Annotated in this window: 21 protein-coding genes; 6 read left to right on the top strand and 15 right to left on the bottom strand. The window is 65.4% G+C overall.

The genetic code is table 11. The features are described 5' to 3' along the window. Window positions 1–12: 12 nt before the first annotated feature. The 10 genes from mnxG to mdcA all read right to left on the bottom strand — a co-directional run bounded on the left by mnxG (window position 13) and on the right by mdcA (window position 13884). On the bottom strand, window positions 13–5859 hold the full coding sequence (gene mnxG / locus MKK04_RS14715) for a manganese-oxidizing multicopper oxidase MnxG (protein WP_233687649.1): 5847 nt from the start codon (window positions 5857–5859) through the stop codon (window positions 13–15). Between the two features lie 565 nt (window positions 5860–6424). Continuing rightward, a complete protein-coding gene (gene madM, locus MKK04_RS14720; RefSeq protein ID WP_046614357.1) occupies window positions 6425–7189 on the bottom strand; it encodes a malonate transporter subunit MadM in 765 nt (254 codons plus the stop codon). A gap of 2 nt (window positions 7190–7191) precedes the next feature. Beyond that, window positions 7192–7614 carry a malonate transporter subunit MadL gene (gene madL / locus MKK04_RS14725; protein ID WP_207833338.1) on the bottom strand — a complete coding sequence of 141 codons (423 nt, stop codon included), beginning with the start codon at window positions 7612–7614 and terminating at the stop codon, window positions 7192–7194. Between the two features lie 201 nt (window positions 7615–7815). Then, entirely contained in the window at window positions 7816–8736 is a 921-nt protein-coding gene (gene mdcH, locus MKK04_RS14730) for a malonate decarboxylase subunit epsilon (RefSeq protein ID WP_241105610.1), read from the bottom strand. Beyond that, window positions 8733–9347, bottom strand: coding sequence for a malonate decarboxylase holo-ACP synthase (locus MKK04_RS14735; RefSeq protein WP_207833334.1), 615 nt, complete (start codon window positions 9345–9347; stop codon window positions 8733–8735). Before MKK04_RS14735 ends, mdcH begins: the two co-directional genes overlap by 4 nt. Window position 9348: 1 nt before the next feature. Beyond that, window positions 9349–10140, bottom strand: coding sequence for a biotin-independent malonate decarboxylase subunit gamma (gene mdcE / locus MKK04_RS14740; RefSeq protein ID WP_241105611.1), 792 nt, complete (start codon window positions 10138–10140; stop codon window positions 9349–9351). After that, the gene (locus MKK04_RS14745) at window positions 10137–10985 is read right to left on the bottom strand and encodes a biotin-independent malonate decarboxylase subunit beta (RefSeq protein WP_207833330.1); all 849 of its coding nucleotides are present in this window, start codon (window positions 10983–10985) and stop codon (window positions 10137–10139) included. Before MKK04_RS14745 ends, mdcE begins: the two co-directional genes overlap by 4 nt. Further along, window positions 10978–11277: a malonate decarboxylase subunit delta gene (locus tag MKK04_RS14750; protein WP_207833328.1), complete on the bottom strand. Its 300-nt coding sequence runs from the start codon at window positions 11275–11277 to the stop codon at window positions 10978–10980. The genes MKK04_RS14745 and MKK04_RS14750 overlap by 8 nt, the downstream gene beginning before the upstream one ends. A gap of 1 nt (window position 11278) precedes the next feature. Then, entirely contained in the window at window positions 11279–12223 is a 945-nt protein-coding gene (locus MKK04_RS14755) for a triphosphoribosyl-dephospho-CoA synthase (protein WP_241105612.1), read from the bottom strand. Beyond that, entirely contained in the window at window positions 12223–13884 is a 1662-nt protein-coding gene (mdcA, locus tag MKK04_RS14760) for a malonate decarboxylase subunit alpha (protein WP_241105613.1), read from the bottom strand. Before mdcA ends, MKK04_RS14755 begins: the two co-directional genes overlap by 1 nt. Window positions 13885–14188: 304 nt before the next feature. Between mdcA and MKK04_RS14765 the strand changes: the two genes are divergently transcribed. Together MKK04_RS14765 and MKK04_RS14770 are read left to right on the top strand one after the other, a co-directional pair. Further along, window positions 14189–15259 (top strand): enoyl-CoA hydratase/isomerase family protein, encoded by a 1071-nt coding sequence (locus MKK04_RS14765; protein ID WP_233694481.1) that lies wholly within the window; start codon window positions 14189–14191, stop codon window positions 15257–15259. 16 nt (window positions 15260–15275) lie between these two features. Continuing rightward, complete coding sequence (locus MKK04_RS14770) at window positions 15276–16427, top strand: acyl-CoA dehydrogenase family protein (RefSeq protein WP_207833323.1); 1152 nt, start codon at window positions 15276–15278, stop codon at window positions 16425–16427. A 162-nt stretch (window positions 16428–16589) separates the two neighbouring features. On the opposite strand, the gene MKK04_RS14775 is transcribed toward MKK04_RS14770, so the two are convergent. Continuing rightward, on the bottom strand, window positions 16590–17522 hold the full coding sequence (locus tag MKK04_RS14775; protein ID WP_207833321.1) for a LysR family transcriptional regulator: 933 nt from the start codon (window positions 17520–17522) through the stop codon (window positions 16590–16592). A gap of 125 nt (window positions 17523–17647) precedes the next feature. Between MKK04_RS14775 and MKK04_RS14780 the strand changes: the two genes are divergently transcribed. Next, window positions 17648–17911 carry a DUF2790 domain-containing protein gene (locus MKK04_RS14780; protein ID WP_233687646.1) on the top strand — a complete coding sequence of 88 codons (264 nt, stop codon included), beginning with the start codon at window positions 17648–17650 and terminating at the stop codon, window positions 17909–17911. A gap of 1 nt (window position 17912) precedes the next feature. Here the strand turns inward: MKK04_RS14780 and MKK04_RS14785 are convergent, their stop codons facing one another. Beyond that, window positions 17913–18605, bottom strand: coding sequence for a tRNA (adenine(22)-N(1))-methyltransferase (locus MKK04_RS14785; RefSeq protein WP_207833317.1), 693 nt, complete (start codon window positions 18603–18605; stop codon window positions 17913–17915). A gap of 136 nt (window positions 18606–18741) precedes the next feature. Here MKK04_RS14785 and MKK04_RS14790 point away from each other — a divergent pair, with 136 nt between their 5' ends. Next, a complete protein-coding gene (locus MKK04_RS14790) occupies window positions 18742–19122 on the top strand; it encodes a RidA family protein (RefSeq protein ID WP_015270613.1) in 381 nt (126 codons plus the stop codon). Window positions 19123–19326: 204 nt separating this feature from the next. Beyond that, window positions 19327–21327, top strand: a complete 2001-nt coding sequence (locus MKK04_RS14795) for a peptidase U32 family protein (RefSeq protein ID WP_233687645.1) — start codon at window positions 19327–19329, stop codon at window positions 21325–21327. Between the two features lie 112 nt (window positions 21328–21439). Here MKK04_RS14795 and MKK04_RS14800 read toward each other — a convergent pair whose 3' ends face one another. Further along, entirely contained in the window at window positions 21440–22765 is a 1326-nt protein-coding gene (locus MKK04_RS14800) for a sigma-54 dependent transcriptional regulator (RefSeq protein WP_207833282.1), read from the bottom strand. A gap of 341 nt (window positions 22766–23106) precedes the next feature. Here MKK04_RS14800 and MKK04_RS14805 point away from each other — a divergent pair, with 341 nt between their 5' ends. After that, window positions 23107–23373: a hypothetical protein gene (locus MKK04_RS14805; RefSeq protein WP_013972506.1), complete on the top strand. Its 267-nt coding sequence runs from the start codon at window positions 23107–23109 to the stop codon at window positions 23371–23373. 106 nt (window positions 23374–23479) lie between these two features. Here MKK04_RS14805 and MKK04_RS14810 read toward each other — a convergent pair whose 3' ends face one another. Beyond that, a complete protein-coding gene (locus tag MKK04_RS14810) occupies window positions 23480–24046 on the bottom strand; it encodes a vWA domain-containing protein (protein WP_207833280.1) in 567 nt (188 codons plus the stop codon). A 101-nt stretch (window positions 24047–24147) separates the two neighbouring features. Beyond that, window positions 24148–25170 carry an ATP-binding protein gene (locus MKK04_RS14815; RefSeq protein WP_207833278.1) on the bottom strand — a complete coding sequence of 341 codons (1023 nt, stop codon included), beginning with the start codon at window positions 25168–25170 and terminating at the stop codon, window positions 24148–24150. Between the last annotated feature and the right edge of the window lies 1 nt (window position 25171).

A 25171-nucleotide genomic window follows, 5' to 3' on the forward strand; every position in this document is an offset into this window, starting at 1 on the left:
ACACCCCTTCCGTCACTGCGCCGGGGCCGTTGCCGGTGGCGCTTCATTGGTCACCCGCAAGATCCCCCACAGCCCCGAGAGGTTGCCGTAGGCGGCGTAGTCGCGGAACAGGTAGTCACCTGTCACCGCGTTGGCGCCCCCGGCACTCGGCAGCATGAAGCTGAAGTGCGCCGCCGGCAGCACGCTTTCCTGGGCACCGATGAACATGGCCATCGGGTTGTAGCCGAAGCGCACCGAGCCGATGCCGGGCAGGCTCAGCGGGTAGCCGTCAACGTCATTCTTCTCGGCCTGGTAGTTGTGCAGTGGCCAGACGTGGCCATCCAGCTGGTAGACCATGCCGCGGCTGCCACCACTGGGCATCACGATGTGGTTACGCACGGGCTGGCCAGGTTTGGCGTACAGCACCGGGGTTTGCGGATCACCACCGACCAGGGCGTTGGCATAGGCCATATGGGCGTTGGGCACATCGCCAAAGCCCAGGCCAGCGGCGCGGCCGAATGGCGAGTCGGGGGCCATGCCGAAGCGCAGCCACAGGGGTTCGGTCTTGTAGTTGACTGCCATGTTGCCGTTGTCCTGCGGGTCGCCGGTGGCGCCGTTGCCTTCGGTATTGATGCCCTCCACCGGTCGGCCATCGGCCCAGCGCATGTTCAGCGCACGCTGCCAGACCGTGACGAAGTCGCGGTAGTCCGGTTGGCCTGTGACCTTGACCGTGGCCTGGGCACGGGTAGCGGTGTCCTCGGTCCAGGTGGCGGTCTGCGGCAAGATGCTCATGGCACCCACCAGGCCTTTCTGCGGCTGCTTGATGAAGTCCGACGGGGTCAGGTTGAGGCCGCCGAACTCGATGGCCGTGGTGTTGATGTTGTCCACCGTGCGGCCCAGTTGCGACACCGGCTTGCCTTCACGCTCCAGGTGGCCCGCATAGTACTGGTAGGTGCGGGTCGGCCAGGCGCCGCTGGTACCGGCACGCGGGGCCACTGTCTGCACCGGGTTGAGGCCGACGTTGGCACCGTCGGACTTGGTGATGTCGTAGGCCAGCAGCTGCGCATGCAGGCCCACGTGGCTGGACGGCCGCATCAGGTTGTTGGCGAAAGCAGTGGCCCCCTCGCTGTCGAAGCGGTCGCGCTTGACCACGTTGTGCATCACCGCAGTGCTGGGCAGGTCCGGCATTACCAGTGGCAGGCGGTTTTCCAGGGTGATGCTGATGCACTCGCCGGCGTTGGCGCGCAGCACCAGCGGCTCCACGGGCACGCCCGCCTTGAGCTTGCCGGTGGTGACGTCCAGGTCGGCCTTGCGCACATACAGGATTGCGGTCGGGTCGTGCAGCGGCGCGCTGTGGCCACCGATGGTGAAGGGTTCCCCATCTTCGGGGTCTACCCCACTGACCAGCGGGATGGTGGTCTTGCGGCTGTTGAACACCAGGGTGCCGCCGTTGGCCTTGAGCGGGCCGCCGACATGCTGGCCGACACCGGCCGGGTCGTTGATGCTGACCCCGTTGCGGTTCTCGAGGATGTCGTTGGCCAGTGCCGCGACGATCTCGTAGCTGCGCTTGACCGTGGGGCGGCTGCCGATGCCATTGGGATTGGCCGTGGTTTTCGGGCAGATGCCATCAAAGTTCACGGTGTTGCGCATGGCCACCGGCTGTGGGTTGTTGGGCAGCGGGAACAGGTCGGCACGCTGCGTGGTGTAGTTGCGCATGATGCCCCAGATGCCGTTCCAGTAGCCTTCCAGGGCCGCATCCAGCGAATACAGGTAGTCACCATTGGTGGCTGCCGAGCTGGAGATCATCGACACCGGCGCCATGAAGCCCAGTTGCTCGGAAATACCGATCATCTGCGATGACTTCCAGCCCGAGTTGGAACTGTTGCCATAGCCGGTGCCGTTCTGCAGCCACTTCACGCCATGCAGGGTGACGTTGTGCTCCTCCTCATGGCCGCCGGCGTGCATGCGCAAGCGCACGTTGTCGCCGGAGTAGGTGCGCAGCATCGGGGTAAACGGGTCGCCCGGTTCGCTGCCGGCCTTGTTGATGTGCGGCGGGAACAGCGTGGTGCCGCCGGTGGGGCCGACCGCCGAGGTGATCGCCGACGGCGCCAGGTTCAGCGCCGGGATGGCGCGGTCGGTACGGGTTTGCAGGGCATGGCTGAGGTCGCCGGCCAGGCCGTCGGCCTGCATGCCACGCTTGCCATCCGGGCCGACCTTGTTCGGGTCGAACACACGCAGGGCCAGGGGCTCGTTGCGGTAGTTGACGACGAACATGCCCGGGTCATCCACCGAGATTGCCTGCGGGCAGGGCCGGCTTGGGCAGCCTGGGTTGATGCCGCCGCGTTCCTCGACGATGGCCTCCAGCAGGTTCGACGCCTTGCCGCGCACCGGCGGGTTGATGGCGTAGCGGAAGCTGTCGGCGGTAGCCGGGTACGACTGGGCATTGGGAATGCCGTCCGGCCCGGCACCGACGTACACACCGGCTTCATAGGCGTGCTGGAAGTCGCTGTATTCCAGGAAGAACTCGCGGTAGCTGTCGTTCTTGCCGTCGCCATCGTGGTCGCCGGTCTGGATCACCGCCTGCCACGAGGTCGGGCCTCCGTCCTGGCGCGTGGCCGGGTTGTACAGCTTCTCGCCGGTTTCGGCGTGATACCAGGTGGAGTTGGCCGGTTCGGCCAGCACGGTGGCATACAGCCCAAGCTGCTGGTGGGTCGATGGGCCAAGATGGTCATGGGTGAAGATGGTGCCCAGGCCGCGGTCGACGTTGTACACGTTGACCAGCGGGTCGGCGAACCAACGCTGCATGGCCGTGCGTGCGCCCAGCCAGTCGGCCCGGCCGAAGCGGCCGAAGTACGGGTGCTGCCGGGCTTGCGGGCAGGCGGCGGTGCCGTCGCGGCTATCGCCCTGGGTGCAGCCGTTATAGGCACGAATAGCCTGTATCCGCTCGACCACGCTGCCGGGCGAGAGAATGCCGTCTTCGTAGTTCCAGCCGTTGGCCGAGCCGTCGGCAGCGGTCAGGTCCCACTTGGGCAGGTGGATGTGCTGGCCGATCACGTCGGTCGGGGTGCGCACCTGGTAGTCGTCCATCTCATAGATGTTCGGGATCAGGTTGGTGTGCTGGTACATGGTGCAGTCGAAGGTGTTCATGCGCATCACCAGCGGCTCTGGCGGGCGCTGCTTGGTGATCACCGGCCAGGCGTCTTCCCACAAGGCGATGATACGGGCTTGCGGGAAGTGGTAGCCGACCTTGTTGTACACCGCATCGAACTGGATGTTGGCGCCCTTGTAGATGCGTGGGCGGTCGGCGGTGAAGGCCGAGGAGCCACGGAAGTTCAGGCCCGACAGGCTCTCGCCGCTGAAGAACTCACCTACCCCGGAGGACTGGGTCAGGCGTTTGCCCCGGTCATCCATGCACGGCTCGTAGAACGGCGCGCCGGCAGTCGGCAAGGCGCCGTTGGTGCGGAACGCCTTGGCCACCGGCTCGCTGCCCGGGATCAGGGCAAAACTGGGGTGTTCGGCCAGGGCGTGGAACTGCATGGCCGCCTGCTCGACATCGGTGCCCTCTTCGGGCAGGTAGATCGGCTTGGCCTTGTGTACCACCTTGGTGAAATCGAGCTTGGTGGTGGTGGTTTCGGCTTCGCCGCCGGCGGATACACCGTCCAGCGCGTGGCGCCCCAGGCCACCGTCCCAGCCATCGACCTGGTTCGGGTCGAGGTTGGCCCAGAGTGCCTTGCCGCTTTCCTTGAGCTGGCGCGCCATGGCCGGGTCGAGCATGTCCAGTGGTGGGGTGGGTGGACGGTTGCCCACGCTGCTTTCCATACCGCCGATCCAGAACGGGTAGCCAGGGTTCTTCAGGGTACCGTCGGCGTTGCGGTTGGCGTCGCTGCGATCGACCAGCGCCAGCGAGCCGATGGCCTTGCGTACCGGCACCTGGTTGGCTGGCTCTTCATCCTCGTCTTCATCAGGCTCGTCGTCATCATTGGCGGCAACCAGCGCTTCGGACAGCTTCGGTACCACCACCACCTTGCCTGGCATCGGCGCCATGGCCTTGCCGGGAAGCGGCACGATGGCCGGGATCGGCGTGCCGGCAACGATCTCGCCATCGGGCAAGGCCCGGGCGCCAACCGCCGGCTTGCCACTGCGCAGGGCGAACGGGGTGCTGTGGAAGCCATTCTCGCCCTGCCCGCTCACCTCCAGGCGGGTGCCTTCCTCGAACACGTCGTGCACCCGCCACATGGCCCACATGCCCTGGGCGAAGTGCGGGTAGAAGTGGCAATGGTAAATGGCATCGCCCGCCACCCGGTTGCGGTTGCCCGAACCGCCGTTGGCGATTTCGTAGGTGTAGCCGACCCCCGCGCCGATGCCCTGGGCATCGATGTAGTCGGAATTGTCGTCATTGGGGTTGAACAGCCACTGGTGGCCATGCAGGTGGAAGATGTGCTGCTCATGGCCGTTGTGCGTGTTGCGGAACTTGGTGAAGTCACCAATGTAGCTGTGGTGCACGTTGGCAGGTTCGGCCGGATACAGGGCCATGCTGGCCTTGACCCCGACGGCACTGGCCGGCGGCACCTCGCCAGGGCGGATGTGCTCCAGGCCGACGTTGGCCGGCACGTCCACCAGGGTACCGACGTCGCCGACAGTGTGCGCACTGAGGAAGAACTCCTCATAGGCGCACGACAGGCAGTCGTGCATCGGTCCCACGCCCAGGCGGTTGGCCACCACTTCGGCGCCCATGCCACCGGAACCGTAGTTGATCATGAACGAGTCGCGGGTGGGTTCCAGCACATGGCCCATCACCGGGTCGGCCCAGTAGCCAGGGAACGCCTGGGTGCCAGCGACCTCGTCGGCGAATTGCGAGGCGAAGTCACGGAACGCCTCCAGGCGGTTGGGCAGCGCCGGGTTGCGCTTGCCCAGGCTTTCCAGCGGGTAAGTGGATTTGGGGAAGCTGCCATCCGGGTTGGGGCCCATGACGATGGCATCGGTTTCGCTGTTGATGATTTCGTTGCCGTCGACCATGGCAATGATCGGTTTGCCGGCCTTGCCTTCGGCGATCCAGGGCTGCATTTGCGGGTAGCGGGCTTCGTAGTCGATCACCGGCTGGCCGGTGGCGGTGCGGCCGGTGGTGGCCAGGCGCATTTCTTCTTCGGTAAGGGTATTGCGGTAGGTGCGACCGAGCTTGGGCACCACCACTACCTGGCCGAACAGGCCGTTGGCAACGTTCCCCGCAGTGCCCTCGCCGCCGAAGGTGGCGGCCTTGCTGGTGGCGGCGAAGGCGCCTTCGCGTTCGGCGTACAGGGTGTAGCTGCGGGTGCTGCCGGGGCTGACGAAGAAGTTGCCGTTGCGCCCGGTGTAGGCAGAAATGTCGGCGATGCTGTTGACCGCCTGCATGCCGTTGACCTGGAAGCCGACCATGCGCTCGGCCACCTGTTCGTCGGCGACGAAGCCTTCAGCGGCTTCATTTTCGAGCTCCGGCCCCTCCTCTTCGCCCTCAGGCTCTTGCGCCTCGATGCCGTGCTTGTTGGGGTTGGCCTGGTAGTCGAGCAGGTTGGTCAGGTTGACCGTCAGGCAGTCACCGGCGGCTACCCGCAGCACGATGGGCCGAGGGCGCTTGTCCGGGCGCAGGGTGACCTTGCCCGGTACCGCCGCCCCGCCGATGCTGAGGGGGACCCTCTTGTCGTCCACCACATCCTCGCGCAGGGCGAACATCATGCCATTGGCGTTTTGCGCGCCAAGGCGGTTGAACATCAGGGGCTGGTCCAGCGCCACCACGTTGGCGACCAAGGTGCGCTGGCACTGCACGGCGGCTTCGCTGGTCGACTGCCAGCCGAGCAAAGCCAGAACGAGTGATGACAGGATGGGGCCTTTGAGTGGCGTAGACATGCCGCACCTCCGGGACACAGGATCTCTGCGTGGAGCTGGAGCAAGGTGTATGCCAGGCGAAAATTTCTTTTATTTACAATTGGTTGCAGTTGCAAACGAAACAGATTGGGGAGGATCCCCCAGCGGTTTTCCCCGAATCGGGGGGCGGCTTGCAGGTGTTCGTCACAAGATTTTCAGTGCCAGTGAGATCGAGCGCCGCCCGCGCGGCGCATCGCGAGCGAAGCTCGCTCCTACATCTATTTCGGGCCAATTATTCCTGAGGCAGAGGTGCGCGACCCTTTGGCGTCCACCTCGATATCGTGTGAAACAAACAAGGCGGTCGCGCGCGCTGGTGCAGGCGTTACTGGCCGGAAACAGATGTAGGAGCGAGCTTCGCTCGCGATGCGCCGCGCGGGCGGCGCTCGATCTCACAGGCACCGACAATGTGGTGGCGAGCCCATGGCGGCCCTAACCCAATCCCCCACCCTGCACCTCACAAACAACAAGTCGCTACCTGTACCAGCCTCATCGCCGGCAAGCCAGCTCCCACAGGGATCTGCGCTGGCTTCCAGGTTTGCGTTTACCGTCAACCGACCAGGGCACGTACGCAGAAGTACAGGATCGACGGCCCCATCAGGCAGCCCAACCCGGTATGGAAGGTGGCTGTCAGCGCCCCGTACGGCACCAGGCGCCGGTCGGTCGCCGCCAGCCCGGCCGTCACCCCCGATACCGTCCCCGCCAACCCGCCGAACACCATCGCCGAACGTGGGTTGTCCAGCGCCAGCAGGCGCGCCGATACCGGGGTGAACACCATCACCAGGATCGCCTTGATCAGCCCGGTGGCAATCGACAGCGCCATCACGTCCGAGCTGGCCCCCAGCGCCGCCCCGGTCACCGGCCCGACGATATAGGTCACCGCACCCGCACCGATGGTGGTCATGCTCACCGCATCACGGTAACCGAAGGCATAGGCCACCGCTGCGCCGACAATGAACGGCAGCACCGTGCCGAGCAGCAGCGCCACCGCGCCGATCATCCCGGCCCTGCGCGCCTCGGTGGCCTGCACCTCGAAGGCCGTGGCGACAATGGCGAAGTCGCGCAGCATGGCCCCACCCATCAGGCCGATGCCGGAGAACAGCGCCATGTCGGCCAGGCCTTTCTGGCCACCGGTTATGGTGCCACCGCCCCAGGCCAGCACCAGGCCGATGACGATGGCGATGGCCGAGCCGTGCACGCGGCCGAAGGTCAGGTACTTCGACAGCACCACCGACAACCACATGATCGCGCCCACCACTGCGAAGGCAGTGATCAAACCGTTATGTTCCAGGGCATTGTCAATGATCGGCCACATGATCAACGCCCTCCTGCAGGGGCAGCCTGCACCTTGGTTTCGGGGCCGGCTTCCAGCGCCGGCAGGGGTTCGCCGCGGTGGCTGCGGCTGATCAGGGCAATGGTCGCACCGCACACCAGTACCGCACCTATCGCCGCCAGCAGTGCTACCGGGCCACCGTGCAGGGCAGTGACCACGTTCTGCTGGGCGGCCATGGCCACCACCACCGGGATATACATGGCGCCCCAGAAGCCCACGCCGAACTCGCATTCCTTGCTCATGCCGCCGTTGCGGTGCATGTAAAGGCGTGCGCAAATCAGCAGGATCATGGCGATGCCGACCCCGCCCACATTGGATTTGACGCCCAGCAGCACGCCCAGGAAGTCGCCGACGATGACGCCGGCAAGCGTACAGACCGCCAGCAGTGCCACACCATAGATGATCATTGTTGTTGTCCTCAGGTAGTGTCGAAGTTGCTTGTTGTTGTTCTTCGCCATCAGTAAACCTGCAAGCACCGCGCTGGCTTCTTCGCGGGTAAACCCGCTCCCACAGGTACTGCAAATACCTTGAGCCCTGTTTGATTCCTGTGGGAGCGGGTTTACCCGCGAACACGGGCGCAGCCCGTGCCATCCGCCGCGGTGTTGCCGTCATCGATCGTTGGCCACCTCCTGGCGCAGCAGCGCATCCAGGCTGTCCCAACGGGTGCCTTCAACAGCTACCACCCTGCCCTGCTCGAACACCGGCCGGGCCAGCCCGCTGAGCACGTTGCCGGGCGGCAGTTCCAGGTGCAGGCGCACGCCACGCTCGTAGGCGTTGCGCAACGTGGCACGCCAGTCGACCACCCGCGCCATGTTGCCGGCCAGGTCGTCACGCAGACGCTGCGGGTCGAATACCGGCCGTGCGCTGCTGCCGCTCAGGTAGGTGATACGCGGTCGCTGCAGCTCGACCGTGGCGAAGGCACTGGCCAGTTCGGCCGCCGGACCATCCAGCAACGGGCAATGCGACGGCACGCTGACCGCCAGGCGCCGGGCCGCACCTTGGCCCAGGCGCCGTGCTCTGGTGGCAACCGCGGCCATCGCGCTATCGCTACCGGCGATGACGATCTGGTTCTCGCTGTTGAGGTTGGCGACATACACCTCGCCGCCCACATCGCTCAGCAAACGTTCCACGCTGGCCAGGTCCAGGCCACTGAGCGCGGTCATGCCGTAGCCTTGCGGATAGGCGCGCTGCATCAGTTCGCCACGCAGGGCAACCAGGCGCACGGCATCGGCAAATGCCAGGGCGCCCGCCGTAACGGCTGCCGGATAGGCACCGATCGACAGGCCGGCCACGTAATCCGGCGCGGGGCTGCGCTGCATCAGCCAGCGCGCCCAGGCCACGCCAGCCAGCAGCAGGCACAGCTGCACGGCACGGGTGGTCTGCAGGGCCTGCTGGCTGTCCAGCGCCTGGGCCTGCTGGCCGAGGGTGTCACTGGCCTCTTCCAGCAGCTGCCCGGCCCCCTCCGGCAGGCGCTGCAGCATGCCCACCTGCTGGGCGCCCTGGCCGGGGAAGGCGAACAGGCTGCTCATGCGGCACGCTCCATCGCTGCCCAAGGGTCACTGATCAGGCGTGGGCCATGGGCCGACTTGAGCAGCACGCGACGGGCGAAACCGGCCCACTCACGCAGGGCAACAGCACCCGCCGGAGTCTCCAGCTGCAGATCGATACGACAAGGTGCGCAATCGAGGATATCCAGCAGCTCACGTGCCCGCGCCCGGGCCAGCGGTTGCGGCGTACGCAGCAGCAAGTCCAGGTCGCTCTCGGCGTGCACCACCTCCATACCAGTGGCGATCTGGTACCCCACCCCGCCTGTCGGCCCCCAGGCCAGGCCACTGGCATCCAGTACCGGCGCGACCGAGGCCAGGGCCTGCAACGCAGGCCAAGGGCTTTCGGCTAGCCAGTGCAGCGTTTCGGGGCCTTGCTGACGCTGGATATCGGCCAGGCACATCAACGCACCCAGGCGCTGCGCCCGGCTCTGACCACGCAACCCGACAGCTACCCAACCGCCCTCACAGACGGCACGGCGTACCACTACCGGCTGACCGCTGACCAACACGTCCTGCGCCCACTGCGGCGCATCGGCAGGCAAGCCCGACACAGGCATCCCCCAGAGCAGGTCGTGCGGCCTTGGCGCGTTCATCTCAAGCGCCCTGCCATTGACGGCGCAGCTGTTCGCGCACGTGGCGCGAGGCATTGCGGTTTTCGCCGGCCAGCCGCGACGACAAATCGCTCGAGCTGCCGATGTCGCGCACCGCCTCAGCCAGGCAGGCACGTACCTGGGCAATGTCGGAGCTGCTCGGCGTCTCGGCATTGTCCACCTTAAGGCGGCGCCACAGCAGGCCCAGCGAGGCGTAGCTGGCCAGGTCGTAGGCCATCGGCGGCACCTCGGCGGCCAAGGCCTCCAGCTGCTCGACGCTGCGCAAGGTGATGCGCGCCGCTGCCGCCTTGCCCATGGCGTGCACCATGACCCCGGCATCGTCCAGGGCGATCAGACGCTGGGCCTGGTAGCCGTGGGCCAGGAAGGCACCAGACATGGCCTTGCCGACCAGCAGGCCGATCACCGGGTGCCCGGCCAGCCGCGCCTGGGCATAGGCCTGCACCGCAGCGGCCAGCGCCTGATGAATGCCCAACGCCTCCTCGCGGCGGCCATAGGCCTGACTGGGTACGTCGATCACCGCGACGATCGCCCGCTTCTGCCCCTGGCGGTCAGCCTCGACCGCTTCGCTCACGGCCTTGGCCAGGCCCCAGCCCTCCAGCAGGCCGACTTCGCCCGAGCGCGCACGGGGGAACGGGTTGCCAGCATCCGGGACCACGGCGATGAAGCGCGCCAGGCGGTTGTCCAGTTCGCCATCGATTACCCGCAACGACGCGGGATAACCCGGCAAGGCTTGCCCGCCGGCCAGGCCCGGCAGCCAGTTCAAGGCACGGTTCATTTGGCTTCTCCTTGGTAAAGGTCGCGCACGGCAGCGGCATCCAGTTGCGGGCAACCATCGCCCAGCCGGGCCAGGCGTTCGAGGAACCAGGCGTGTTGACTGGCACGATCCCTTGAAGGTTCGTCGAGCAGTTGCAGCAAGCGTTCGCGCAAAGCCTCGATGTCGTCAGCCACATAGGCATCGACCAGCCCGCTGGCGTGCCGCTGCTCGCCACCGGTCAGGCTCCAGATAAAGGGGCGGTCCTTGGCATCGTATTCACCAATGCCCGCTTCCTGTTCGATCACCTGCGGGCCATTAAGGCCCAGGCGCGCTTCGCGGGTAACCAGCAAGTGGCTGCACAGGCCAGCGGCGATGGACATGCCGCCGAAACAACCGACCGAACCTGCGACCAGGCCGACCACCGGCTGCCAGGCCCGCAGTTCGACAATCGCCGCCTGGATTTCGGCAATCGCCGCCAGGCCCAGGTTGGCCTCCTGCAGGCGTACACCACCGGTTTCCAGCAGTAATACGGCGCAGGTGGGGATGCCGTTGCGGTTGTCTTCAATGGCCAGCTCCAGCGCGCCGGCGATCTTGGCACCGCCCACCTCGCCCATGCTGCCACCCTGGAAGCCGCCCTCGATGGCAGCGACCACAGCGTTGCGCCCATTCAGCAGGCCCTTGGCGATGACCACGCCATCATCGGCCTGGGGCACGATGCCCTGGCGCGGCAGCCACGGCGACATCAGCCGGTCGAACGGGCCAAGCAGTTCACGGAAGCTACCCGGGTCGAGCACGGCGCGGGCGCGCTGGCGGGCGCCCAGTTCGACAAAGCTGCGGCTACGCAGCAAGCGTTCGGTGTCAGTCATGAGCAATCTCCTCGAAGCCTTGCTCCAGGCGCAGACGCACCACGCCTGGGGTGGCGCCGAAATCATGGATGTCGATGTTCACCGCCGGCCAGGTGCGGCCCTCGAACAGGCGCTGGAACAGCTGCGCCCAGCGTGCAGCGCTGCCATTGACCGAGGTCACTACCTGTATTTGCAGGTTGCCGGCGCTGCCGGGTTCGATCAGCACTTCAAGGTCGCCGGAGCTGACACAACCCACCAGCGTGCGGCCGCGCCCCGGTTCGGCGGCGGGGAAATTAAAGGTCAGGGTTTCCATGTCACTGGCTCCCGGCTTTGTCGAGGAACAGGCAGGCGGCCAGCAGATCGGCGGCGCCGCCCGGTGAGGCATTCAGGTGCAGCAGGTGCTGGTCCAGCCGGCGCAGTTGCCGGCGCCCGGCCAGTGTGGCGCTGCCGCCTTCGGTGAGCACGGCACGCGCGCCTTGCTGGACGGCAGCCAACCCGGTCGGGCCGCTGCGCCAGAGCACGCAGGTGTCGCTGAGCACGGCCATGATCGCCAGCAGCGCGTCGAGCCGGGCGTTCGGCTCGCTGGCACCGGCGGCGCGGCTGCGCTGCAGTTGCGGCAGGCCGTGACCGATGACGGCGGGGAAGCCTTGTTGCGCCTGCTCGCGGGCGCCGCCAGTGCCATAGCGGCGGCGTACCTGCAGGCCATGGCTGTCTTGGCTGGTCATGGCGGGGTCGTCGAACAGTGCGATGCGACCGGCACGGGCAGCCAGGGTGTTGGTATCGGCCTGGGTGTCGAGGGCCTTGGATGCTACCAGCAGGCCGAGGGCCCAGATTGCGCCGCGATGGGTGTTGACCCCGCCGGTGGCGGCCAGCATCGCCGCCTCGCCTTCGCGGCCGAGCTGGCCCAGGGTGGCGCGCAGGGGCTGGCCGATGGTGCCGATGGCCTTGGCGGCTTCGGCCATGTTGCGCAGGCATGGCCACAGGGCCAGGGCCGAGGCGTGCATCAGGGCCAGGGTCATGTCGCGGTGGGCGCCGTTGCCACGGCGGTCGACCAGGCCGGGCTTTGGGGACAGGTCGGCTTCGTCGATCAGGGCTTCCACGGCCAGGTCGGCCAGGTGGTCGGCCAGGGGTAATTCGGTTGCCTGTGCAGGCCTCTTCGCGGGTAAACCCGCTCCCACAAGGATCGTGCGATGTTCAAATGCGTCACTATTCCTGTGCTTGCGAAGAAGCCCATGCGGTTGCAAGTCGAGTGCTTTCATCACCAGCTCCTGAACCGTGCAGGCGGGTTGTAGAGGCCGCCGGACCATTCGACCAGGTCAGCGATGCTGCGCGCAGCCAGCAGTTCGCGGCTGGCATCGGTGCGGCGGATGCCGAGGTCTTCGGGCAAGGCGACCAGGCCTTGCTGACGCAGGCGCAAGGTGTCCTTGGGGTCGTGCCGCAGGCCGATGGCGGTAACCCCGGCCACGGCGGCGATCATCTGCTGGCGCTCTGCAAGGTTGCGGGCCTTGTACAGGTAGGCAACGCCCTCCTCGGTCAGCAGGTGGGTGACGTCGTCGCCATAGATCATCACTGGGGCCAGCGGCATGCCGGCTTTCTTTGCCACGTCCACGGCATCGAGCGTTTCCACGAAGGTGGGCTTGCCGCCTTCCTGGTAGGTCTCGACCATCTGTACCACCAGCTTGCGACCGCGTTCGAGCATTGTTTCCGGCACGGTCATGTCGAGCCAGGCCGGGGTCGCGTGGCGTCGGCCACGCGGGTCGTGGCCCATGTTCGGTGCTCCGCCGAAGCCGGCCAGACGGCCGCGGGTCACGGTCGAGGAATGGCCATCGCCATCTACCTGCAGGGTGGCGCCAATGAACAGGTCGACGGCGTACTGCCCGGCCAGCTGGCACATCATGCGGTTGGAACGCAGCGAGCCATCACGGCCAGTGAAGAACACGTCCGGGCGCTGGGCGATGTAGTCCTCCATGCCCAGTTCGGTGCCGAAGCAGTGCACGCTTTCCACCCAGCCGGTCTCGATGGCCGGGATCAAGGTCGGGTGTGGGTTGAGTGTCCAGTTGCGGCAGATCTTGCCCTTCAGGCCCAGGGACCCGCCATAGGTAGGCAGGATCAGCTCGATGGCAGCGGTGTTGAAGCCAATGCCATGATTCAGCGACTGCACCTGGTGCTTTTCGTAGATCCCGCGAATGGCCATCATCGCCATCAGCACGTGCACCGGCTTGATATGACGCGGGTCGCGGGTGAACAGCGGCTCTATATAGAAAGGCTGGTCGGCAACCACCACGAAATCGACCCAGGACGCCGGGATATCGACCCTGGGCAGGTCATCCACGCGGTCCACCAACTGGTTGACCTGAGCGATGACGATACCGTCGCTGAACGCGGCCGGCTCCACCAGTGCCGGGGTGTCTTCGGTGCTGGGGCCGGTGAACAGGTTGCCATCGCGGTCGGCCATGAAGCCAGCCACCAGAGTGACGTTGGGGATCAGGTCGACCAGCAGCCGCGAGTACAGCTCGATATAGGTGTGGATGGCACCGACCTCGAGCAGGCCGTCTTCCAGCAGTTGGCCAATGCGCAGGCTTTGCGGGCCGGCGAAGGAGAAGTCGAGCTTGCGGGCAATGCCACGTTCGAACAGGTCCAGGTGCTCGGCGCGGCTGACGCTGGGCATGATCATGTGCAGGTCGTGCAGGCGCCCCGGGTCGACCCTGGCCAGCGCGCGCGAGAGGAAATCTGCCTGCTTCTGGTTGTTGCCTTCGAGCACTACCCGGTCGCCGGGTGCGAGCAGCAGTTCCAGGGCTTCGACGATACGCTCGGTGGGCAGCACCACGCCGTCGGCGAGGTGGCGGACCCGGTCAAGGCGACGCAGCTTTTCGGCGCGTCGCCGGGACCATTGCGGCGGTGGATTCTTGGTTGTTGTCATGGTGACTCCACGGGTTCGCTGTCGTGGGGTCACCTTAGGGCTGGGGGGTTGGGCTATCAATCAAGCTCAGTCGCGGATCGTTACGACCAGGTTAACGATCTAGCTGATGTACAAGGGCGATAGGGCCAGCCCTGCCAACCTGAAACCTTGCTAGAGTGGCGATATCGCCGCCCAAGGCAAAAATGCAGAATCCCCCTGCAGATTTGTCGATTGTGCAAGGCAAATTCGCATGACAGGATCCTGCGATCCTCCAGCGAACTCCAGACTTCACTTGGAAAATCAATAACAAAGCAGGGAGAACGCAATGACTGCGCACGCTCATACCTCGGCAACCGACCATGTGCTGGCCGAGGTCCGCAACCAGATTGGCCACCTGACCCTGAACCGTCCCGCCGGCCTCAATGCCCTGACCCTGGATATGGTCCGCAGCCTGCGCCAGCACCTCGACCTGTGGGCCGAAGACCCGCAAGTGCGCGCCGTGGTACTGCGTGGCGAGGGCCCCAAGGGCTTCTGCGCCGGTGGCGATATCCGCTCGCTGCACGACAGCTTCAAGGCCGGCGATACGCTGCATGAAACCTTCTTCGTCGAGGAATACGCCCTCGACCTGGCCATCCACCGCTACCACAAGCCCGTGCTGGTGCTGATGGACGGTTTCACCCTCGGTGGCGGCATGGGCCTGGCCCAGGGCTGCGACTTGCGCGTGGTCACCGAACGCAGTCGTCTGGGCATGCCCGAAGTAGGAATCGGCTACTTCCCGGATGTGGGCGGCAGCTACTTCCTGTCGCGCGTCCCCGGCGAGCTGGGCATCTATCTGGGCGTCAGCGGCACCCAGATCCAGGCTGCCGATGCGCTGTACTGTGGCCTGGCCGACTGGTACCTGACCAGCGACCAGCTGGCAGCCCTCGACCAGGGGCTGGACAAGCTGCGCTTTGGCGACCACCCACTCAAGGACCTGCAGAGCCTGCTGGCCAGGCTCGGCACCCAGGTGCTCGACGATGCGCCGCTGGAAAAACTGCGCCCGGTCATCGACCACTTCTTCGCCCTGCCCGACGTGCCTGCCATCGTCGAGCAACTGCGTGCAGTGAGCATTGGCGACAGCCACGCCTGGGCCGTGGCCACCGCCGATCAGCTGGAAAGCCGCTCGCCATTGGCCATGGCGGTTACTCTGGAGATGCTGCGCCGTGGTCGCCAGCTGGGCCTTGACGAGTGCTTTGCCATGGAACTGCACCTGGACCGCCAGTGGTTCCAGCACGGCGACATCATCGAAGGCGTACGCGCGCTGATCATCGACAAGGACAAGCAGCCACGCTGGAACCCGCCGACCCTGGCCGCACTGCAACGCCAGCGGGTCGACCAATTCTTCGAAGGCCTGTGAGCCCGGGAGTACACAGATGCAAGACCTGGAACTGAACGAAGAACAGATCATGATCCGCGACATGGCCCGGGACTTTGCCCGTGGCGAGATCGCCCCGCATGCCCAGGCCTGGGAAAAGGCCGGCTGGATCGACGATGGCGTGGTGCGCAAGATGGGCGAACTGGGCCTGCTGGGCATGGTAGTGCCGGAAGACTTCGGCGGCAGCTACACCGACTACGTCGCCTACGCCCTGGCGGTAGAAGAGATCGCCGCCGGCTGCGGCGCCACCGGGGCGATGATGAGCATCCACAACTCGGTGGGCTGTGGCCCGCTGCTGGCCTACGGCACGGCCGAACAGCAACAGCAGTGGCTGCCACGCCTGGCCACCGGCGAGGTGATCGGCTGCTTCTGCCTGACCGAGCCACAGGCCGGTTCCGAGGCACACAACCTGCGCACCCGCGCCGAACTGGTGGATGGCCAGTGGGTGATCAACGGCGCCAAGCAGTTCGTCAGCAACGCGCGCCGCGCCGGATTGGCGATCGTCTTCGCAGTGACCGACCCGGAGCTGGGCAAAAAGGGCCTGTCGGCGTTCCTGGTACCCACCGACAACCCGGGCTTCAAGGTTGATCGCAGCGAACACAAGATGGGCATCCGCGCCTCCGACACTTGCGCGGTCACCTTCGACAACTGCCGCATCCCCGCCGCCAACATCCTCGGTGAGCGTGGCAAAGGCCTGGCCATTGCCCTGTCCAACCTCGAAGGCGGCCGTATCGGCATTGCGGCCCAGGCGCTGGGCATTGCTCGCGCCGCGTTCGAGGCGGCGTTGGCCTACTCGCGCGATCGGGTGCAGTTCGGCAAGCCGATCAACGAGCACCAGAGCATCGCCAACCTGCTGGCCGACATGCAGGTGCAGGTGAATGCCGCGCGGTTGCTGATCCTGCATGCCGCGCGCCTGCGCAGCGCCGGCAAGCCGTGCCTGTCGGAGGCCTCGCAGGCCAAGCTGTTCGCCTCGGAAATGGCCGAGCGGGTGTGCTCGATGGCGATCCAGGTGCATGGCGGCTATGGCTACCTGGAGGATTACCCGGTGGAGCGCTATTACCGCGATGCGCGGATCACGCAGATCTATGAAGGGTCTAGCGAGATCCAGCGGATGCTGATTGCGCGGGAGTTGAAGCACTATCCGCTTTAAAGCCTTGCGCAATACCTGCAGGAGCGGCCTTGTGTCGCGAAAGGGCTGCGCAGCAGCCCCAGGATTCTAGCGCAGATGCAAAAATTGCTGGGGCCGCTTCGCAGCCCTTTCGCGACACAAGGCCGCTCCTACAAGGGCCAGCGTTAACCGCCCCACACTCGGCTATCGCCAATAGCGCGAATCATCCACCACCTTGGCATGCCCCTCGAACAGCGCCGGCAGTTGTTCCTTGAGGTAGTCGATCCAGGTGCGCACCTTGGCATCCAGGTAATGCCGTGACGGGTAGATCGCATACAGCGCGCTTTCACGCAGGCGATACGGTGCCAGCAACCGGCACAACCGCCCCTGCTCGATCGCCTGGCTGGCGGTGTAGAACGGCAGCAGGCCAATGCCCATGCCCAGCTCGCTGGCCACCAGCATGGCGTCGGCGACGTTGGTGGAGAAACTGTCGTTCGGCGCGATCACACACTGGTCCACACCTTGCGGGAACACCCAGTCACCTTCGTACACCGGATAAGCCATGCGCAGGCAACGGTGCTGGTGCAGGTCCTCGGGGCGCTCGGGCACCCCATGGGCCACCAGGTAGCTCGGCGCCGCGCAGGGGATGCTGAATATGTTGCCCAGCGGCACGGCGATCAACTGCGAGTCCGGTAACGCCCCGTCAACGGTAATCACCACATCGTGCCCTTCGGCCAGCGGGTCGGGGTTGCGCTGGGACAGGGTCAGCTCGATCACCACTTCCGGGCACAATGCGTTGTAGCCGGCCACCAGCGGCATCAGCAACAGGCCCAGCCCGTGCGGGCAATGCAAACGCAGGCGGCCGCGGGGCGTGAGGTGCGCACCACGGGCTTCGCCCACCGCTTCTTCGGTCAGCAGCATGATCTGCCGCGAGCGCTCGAGAAACCGCTCGCCCGCCTCGCTCATGCGCAAACGCCGCGTGGTGCGGTGCAGCAGGCGGGTCTGCAGCTGGTTTTCCAGCTCGGCAACGATGCGCGAAACCTGCGCCGCAGAAATGTCCAGGGCATTGGCGGCCGCAGCAAAGCTGCCACATTCCACCACACGGGCGAAGGTACGCATGGCATGCAGCATGTCCATGAAGGTGTGCTCCTTGTTCGGCCTTATTCTTGCGTTACAGGCAGGAATCTATCACGGGTTAGACCATTTATTGTGGATGACCAATGAATGGATCATTAGCCATACATTGAAAAAAGGAGCCTGCCATGAAACGTTCGATCGCTGTCCTTGCCGTTGCCGCTACCCTCGCCTCGTTCGGTGCCTTGGCCGACGCCAGCAGCAATCAACCGGTCAGCAGCGGCAACTACGAATACGGCATGCCGCTGGACATTGCCAAAGTCATCTCCATCACCCCGGCCAGCAACGCTGCCGACTGCCAGGTTGGCACCGCGCACATGGTGTATGTCGACCACCAGGGCCAGAAGCGCGAAGTCGACTACCGGGAAATGGGCAACTGCTCGCAGCAGTGAGTCAGGCCAGCGCCTCGGTGATCCAGCCGACCTGTTGCCTGAAGTCATCGATTTTCGCCTGAGGCACCGCATCGCGGGCCCGCTCGAAGTTGGCCAGGGTCTGCTGCTTCTGCCGCAGCATGCGCCGCCACTTGACCAGAAACGCCTCGCTTTTCTCCTGCAACAATACCGGGCCGAAGTACAGCTGTTCAGCGGTATACACCGCCCCGCCCGGCTCGGCGACGATGATCTCGTAGTCGAAGCGGTTTTCCCGCAGCAGTTCTTCGCTGACGATCCGGTAACCATTGCCCATCAGCCACTGGCGCAGTTCGCGCTCAGCGCCATTGGGTTGCAGCACCAGGCGCGTGACACCCGCCAGGCGCTGTTTGCCGGCCTCGAGGATCTCGCACATGGTGTCGCCCCCCATGCCGCAGATGCTGATCACCGAGATGCGATCTTCCGGCTCGACCGCTGCCAGGCCGTCGGCCAGGCGCACGCCGATTCGGCCTTCCAGGCCATTCCTGCGCACGTTGCGCTGGGCCGAGGCGAACGGCGTCTGCGCCACCTCGCCCGCGACCGCCGCTTCCAGCACCCCGCGCAGCATCAGGGCCACCGGCAGGTAGCCATGGTCCGAGCCGATGTCGGCCAGGCGCGCGCCTTGCGGTACTTGTGCCGCCACGCGCTCCAGGCGCCTGGACAATGTCTGTTCGTTCAACGTAAACCCCTGCTTTGCAATCGGCCGCGATTCTGACGGCGAACGCCGCGCATTTCAAACACCGGGGCGCCCTCGACCGGGCCGGCGCGCTCGCGTAGGCTTGCCGCTTTCCTTCCGTAGCAAGGCAAAACACACCATGGCACAAGCAGACATCATCTACACCCCGGACCCGGACGCCGAGTCGATTTCCTCCGACGTCGCCGAATACAACGGCGTGCTGGTCACCACGCAGATCCCGACCCACGCCGATGGCAGCCTGGAGCTGGGCGGCATCGTCGAGCAGAGCGAGTGCACCCTGCAGGCGCTGAAAGTGGCGCTGGAGAAGGCCGGCAGCGGCATGGACCGCGTGCTGCACCTGACCATCTACCTGACCGACATGGCTGACCGCGCTGCGTTCAACGAGGTGTACCAGCGCTTCTTCAGCAAGCCCTGGCCGGTACGCGCCGCCGTGGGTGTGGCTGCACTGGCATTCGAAGGCATGCGCGTGGAAGTCACGGCAATGGCCGCCAAGCGCTGATTCACCTTCAAGGGCCCTATCGCCGGCAAGCCAGCTCCCATCTCGACCGCGCGGCCCTCAGGCCTGTGCAGTCCCTGTGGGAGCTGGCTTGCCGGCGATAGGGCCGGTGCAGGCAGTACACCTCTCGGCACCCCGATGATGCCGCCAGCCCGTTTCGTCGCTACAATGCCCGCCTAAACCGTGACAGCCCGAACCTATAACGACATGTCCCTTCCAAAGAATCACCTGGAACTGCTCAGCCCTGCCCGTGACGTGACCATCGCCCGTGAAGCGATCCTGCACGGCGCAGACGCCATCTACATCGGTGGCCCGAGCTTCGGCGCGCGCCATAACGCCTGCAACGAAGTCAGCGATATCGCCGAGCTGGTCAAGTTCGCCCATCGCTACCATGCACGCGTGTTCACCACCATCAACACCATCCTCCACGACAACGAACTGGAGCCTGCGCGCAAGCTCATCCACCAGTTGTACGACGCCGGTGTCGATGCGCTGATCGTGCAGGACCTGGGGGTGATGGAACTGGACATCCCGCCGATCGAGCTGCACGCCAGCACCCAGACCGACATCCGCACACTGGCGCGAGCCAAGTTCCTCGACCAGGCCGGCTTCTCCCAGCTGGTACTGGCCCGTGAGCTGAACCTGCAGCAAATCCGCGCAATCGCCGCCGAAACCGACGCCGCCATCGAGTTCTTCATCCACGGTGCGCTGTGCGTGGCCTTCTCCGGCCAGTGCAACATCTCCCATGCGCAGACCGGCCGCAGCGCCAACCGTGGCGACTGCTCGCAAGCCTGCCGCCTGCCCTACACCCTGAAGGATGACCAAGGCCGCGTGGTCGCGTTCGAGAAGCACCTGCTGTCGATGAAGGACAACAACCAGACCGCCAACCTGGCTGACCTGGTCGATGCCGGCGTGCGCTCGTTCAAGATCGAAGGCCGCTACAAGGACGTGGGCTACGTGAAGAACATCACCGCCCATTACCGCAAGGAACTCGACGCCATCCTCGAAGGCCGCCCGGAGCTGGCCCGCGCCTCCAGCGGCCGCACCGAGCACTTTTTCGTGCCCGACCCGGACAAGACGTTCCACCGCGGCAGCACCGACTACTTCGTCACCGACCGCAAGGTCGACATCGGTGCCTTCGACTCGCCAACCTTCACCGGCCTGCCGGTGGGTGTGGTGGAAAAGGTCGGCAAGCGCGACATTCAAGTCGTCACCGAGGTGCCACTGACCAACGGCGACGGGCTCAATGTGCTGGTCAAGCGTGAAGTGGTGGGCTTCCGTGCCAACATCGCCGAACCGCGTGGCGAGTTCGAGGAAGACGGCGAGAAGCGCTACCGCTACCGCGTCGAGCCCAACGAAATGCCCGAAGGCTTGCACAAGCTGCGGCCCAACCACCCGTTGTCGCGCAACCTCGACCACAACTGGCAGCAGGCCCTGCAACGCACCTCGGCCGAACGCCGCGTCGGCGTGCAATGGCACGCGGTACTGCGCGAGCAACGCCTGGTGCTGACTGTCACCAGCGAGGAAGGCGTGAGCGCGCAAGTGGCACTGGACGGCCCGTTCGGCCCGGCCAACAAGCCGCAGCAGGCGCTGGACCAGCTGCACGACCTGCTCGGCCAGCTGGGTACCACCATGTACCACGCCGACAGCATCGAGCTGGACGCTCCGCAGGCGTACTTCATCCCCAACTCGCAGCTCAAGGCCCTGCGCCGCGAAGCCGTCGAGGCGCTGACTGAAGCACGGGTGCAGGCGCACCCGCGTGGCGGGCGCAAGGCCGAGACCACCCCACCGCCGGTATACCCCGAGTCGCACCTGTCGTTCCTGGCCAACGTCTACAACCAGAAGGCCCGCGACTTCTACCACCGCCACGGCGTGCAGCTGATCGACGCGGCCTACGAGGCCCATGAAGAGCACGGCGAAGTGCCGGTGATGATCACCAAGCATTGCCTGCGCTTTTCCTTCAACCTGTGCCCCAAGCAAGCCAAGGGCGTGACCGGCGTGCGCACCAAGGTGGCGCCGATGCAGCTGATCCAGGGTGATGAAGTGCTGACCCTGAAGTTCGACTGCAAACCGTGCGAAATGCATGTGATCGGCAAGATGAAAAGCCACATCATCGACCTGCCGACCCCGGGCAGCGCGGTGGCCCAGGTGGTGGGGCACATCAGCCCGGAAGACCTGCTGAAGACCATTCCCCGCGGGCCGCATTGATCGGTAGCCTGTAGGGGCCTCTTCGCGGGCATGCCCGCTCCCACAGGAACTGCGCGCACCTGTGGGAGCGGGTTTACCCGCGAACACCGGCGTAGCCGGTGCCATCCACTGCTCAGCGCATCTGATGCTTGTGCAGCAACCGATAGAAAGTCGGCCGCGATATGCCCAGCACCTTAGCCGCCACGCTCAGGTTGTCACTGTGCCGGCTAAGGACATCGCACAACGCCTGGCGCTCGGCCCGGTGCTTGTACTCCTCCAGCGTGCCCAGCGGATGCTGCACCTGGTCAAGGGTCTGCAACCCCAGGTCCTGCGCCTCGATTTGCCGGCCTTCGGCCAGCACCAGCCCGCGCCGTACCCGGTTGGCCAACTCGCGGACATTGCCCGGCCAGTCATGCCGGCCCATGGCCGCCAGAGCATGGTCGCTGAACGAACGGGGTCGGCGCCCGGTTTCCAGGCTGTAAAAATGGGCAAAATGACTGGCCAGCATCGACAGATCGCCATGCCGGTCGCGCAAAGGCGCGGTCACTACCTGCAACACGTTCAGGCGGTAGTACAGGTCTTCGCGAAAGCGCCCTTGCTCGATGGCCCTCTCCAGGTCTACGTGGGTAGCCGCCAATACCCGCACATCCACCGGGATCGGCTGGCTGCCGCCCACCCGCTCAATGTGTTTTTCCTGCAGAAAACGCAGCAGGTTGGCCTGCAACTCCAGCGGCAGGTCGCCGATTTCATCGAGGAACAACGTGCCACCATGGGCCGCTTCGATGCGCCCGGCTTTGCGCTGATGAGCACCGGTGAAGGCGCCCTTCTCATGGCCGAACAGTTCGGACTGGATCAGGTGCTCGGGGATCGCCCCACAGTTGATGGCAATGAACGGTTGCTCGCTGCGCTGCGACTGACGGTGCAGGGTACGCGCCACCAGTTCCTTGCCGGTACCACTTTCACCGCAGATCAGCACCGGCGATTCGGTGGGCGCCAGCTTGCCCAGCAGCTTGCGCAGCTCACGGATCGGGCGGCTTTCGCCGAGCAGTTCGTGGCTCGCTTCATCCACCCTCGCCGCCCCTTTGCCACGCAGGCGTGCCATGCCGAACGCCCGGCCCAAGGTGACCTGCACGCGGGAAACGTCGAACGGCAGGGTGTGGAAGTCGAAGAACCATTCGCAAACAAAATCGCCGACAGCCGGCATGCGCAGCTGTTCGGCACTGAGCACGGCAATCCATTCGGTATTACTGCGCTTGATCAAGTCCTTGACCCCGTCCGGGCGCCTCAGGTGCGACGCCTGCAAGCGCAACAGGCCCACATCGCAAGGATGATCCAGCGCGGCACCGAGCATGCAGCTGTCCACATCCCAGCCTGCGCTACGCAAACCAGGCAACAAACGGTGACAGTCATCGCAGGGGTCGACAATGAGCAAACGGCGTTGGACGGCAGGCTGCTGCATGACCAATCCTTGGCGCCAGTTTTAGGTTTCTTGAAATAAAACAGTAAGTTGTGGCGCCCGATTAACAGTAGCAACGAATTTGACGGTTCCCAGTACCGTCTGTCTGCCGAATCATTTTTTTACAATACGTGACGGGAATTTTCGCACTTTATCGACATCACATGGCGGCGTGGGCCAGAACGGATTCGACCCTGCAAAAATTTTTTACAACCAATGTGTGACTTGCCCCCGGACAACGAGCATCAGTACACATAACCCCGCGCTGCACTTCGCGATAACCGAGGCGACTTTGAAGCAACGCGGACTCACTTCGATGTTTGGGACCATAGAGAGACCGAACCATGAATGCCCCGCTCCGTGTCAACGAAGCACTGCTGATTGCCGACCACGCCTTCGAACCTTTCCAGTGCGTAGCCTGGGATGCACCCAACGGTACTGGTGAACTGAGCCTGGCAGTGATCGACCGGACCAGCACCCGCATCGGCAGCAAGCAAGTGTCCTCGCGTATTTACTCCGACCCGGCCCAGTGGGCCAGCCTGATCGAGGAAGTGCGCGCCGAACTGTGCGAAAAAGGTTACGACCTGCAACCGTGGTCGATGCCGAAATAATATCGGCTGGCAAACCAAGTGCGTGCGCAGCCACGCACTTGTACAACTTCCGGGTTGCTGTTCTGGCAACTTTCCTAATTGCGACATAGTGTCGCATCGATACTTTTCAATCCATCAGCCTGAACTGTTGCAGGTGCTGGTAATCGGCCTGTAGTTGTTGCGCCAGGCGCTGCGCACGGCCCAGGCGCACCGGCGCCAGTTCCATATCCACCAGCAACGTGGCACACGGCATCGGCTGCACGGCGTTCCAGTGCTGCAGGCGACCGTCGGTAAACACCAGACAGCGCAGCGCCTCTTCGGGGTGGGCCCGTTGCCGCGCCAGTAACCAGTGCCGAGCCTGTTCCAGTGCAGCGATCAACGGGGTTCCGCCACCGGCCCCCAAGGCTTGCAGCCAAGGTTGCAAAGCGGCCGAGGCCTTCAGGCCGTGGCGCTGCCACTGCGGCGTGCGCCCACTGGCGGTAAGCAGGGCCAGCCGGGCACGCTGGCGGTAGGCTTGGTCGAACAGCGCCGCCAGCAGCCCTTTGGTTTGCGCCAACGCCTGGTGGCGGCGGGTCGAGGCCGAAGCATCGACGATGACCAACCACAGTTCTGCGGGCCTGGCCTGGCGTTGCTGCCAGCACAGGTCCTGGCGCTGGCGTGGCCGGCCTTTGAGCAGGGTCGGCAGCCAGGCCACCCGACCGGCCGCGGCACTGCGCGACCGGCCCCGGCTGGCGCCGTACTGCTCACCTGTGCCTGCTTTGGCATCCGCCCCTTTGGCAGGTGGCTGGGGGATGCTCAGGGCTTTTTTGCCCAGTTCGGCACCTCACGGCGGGCGCCGCTGGCCACCGGCTGCGCTGGCATTGCGCCCCAGTCACCCTGGCCACCCTGTTCGCCAGGGTTACCTGCGCCTTGCTGACCGGGCTGCTGCTCAGGCTGCGGCGGCGCGGAAGGCGGGTTGGCCTGGGGCGTAACGCGGCGGCGATGGCGCAAGGCGAACTCGGCCACTGCATCGACATCGGCTTCTTCGATGGCCGCGCCGCCGCGCCAGGCACAGTGCGCGCGTGCGGCGCGCAGCCAGACCAGGTCGGCGCGCAGGCCGTCGACCCCGGCGGCGTAGCAGCGTTCGGTGATCCAGGCCAGCGCCTGGTCGTCCAGGGCAATGCCGGCCAGGGCGTGGCGCGCCGCCTGGCAGCGCTCGCGCAATTGCGCCTGGGCCTCGGCCCATTGCGCGCAGAAGGCCTGCGGATCGCTGTCAAAGGCCAGGCGGCGGCGAATGATCTGCTGACGCGCCTCAGGCTCGGGCAAGCCTTCAAGCGCCACATTCAGGCCAAAGCGATCGAGCAGCTGTGGGCGCAACTCGCCCTCCTCCGGGTTCATGGTGCCGATCAGCACGAAACGGGCACTGTGCCGGTGCGAGATGCCATCACGCTCGACGCGGTTGGTGCCACTGGCGGCCACGTCGAGCAACAGGTCTACCAAGGTGTCAGGCAACAGATTGACTTCATCGACATACAACACGCCACCATCGGCCTGGGCCAGCACACCCGGGGAAAACTGCGCCTTGCCCTGCCCCAGCGCGGCATCCAGGTCGAGGGTGCCGACCAACCGTTCTTCGCTGGCGCCCAGTGGCAGGGTGACGAACGGTCCCTCACCGAGCAGGTCAGCCAGGCCTCGGGCCAGGGTACTCTTGGCCATGCCGCGCGGCCCCTCGATCAGCACGCCGCCGATCTTCGGGTCGATGGCGGTCAGGCACAGCGCCAGTTTCAAGTCGTCCGCACCAACCACGGCGGCCAGCGGAAATTGCACGGGTTCACTCATT

This window comes from Pseudomonas sp. LS.1a (assembly GCF_022533585.1).
Lineage (GTDB): Bacteria > Pseudomonadota > Gammaproteobacteria > Pseudomonadales > Pseudomonadaceae > Aquipseudomonas.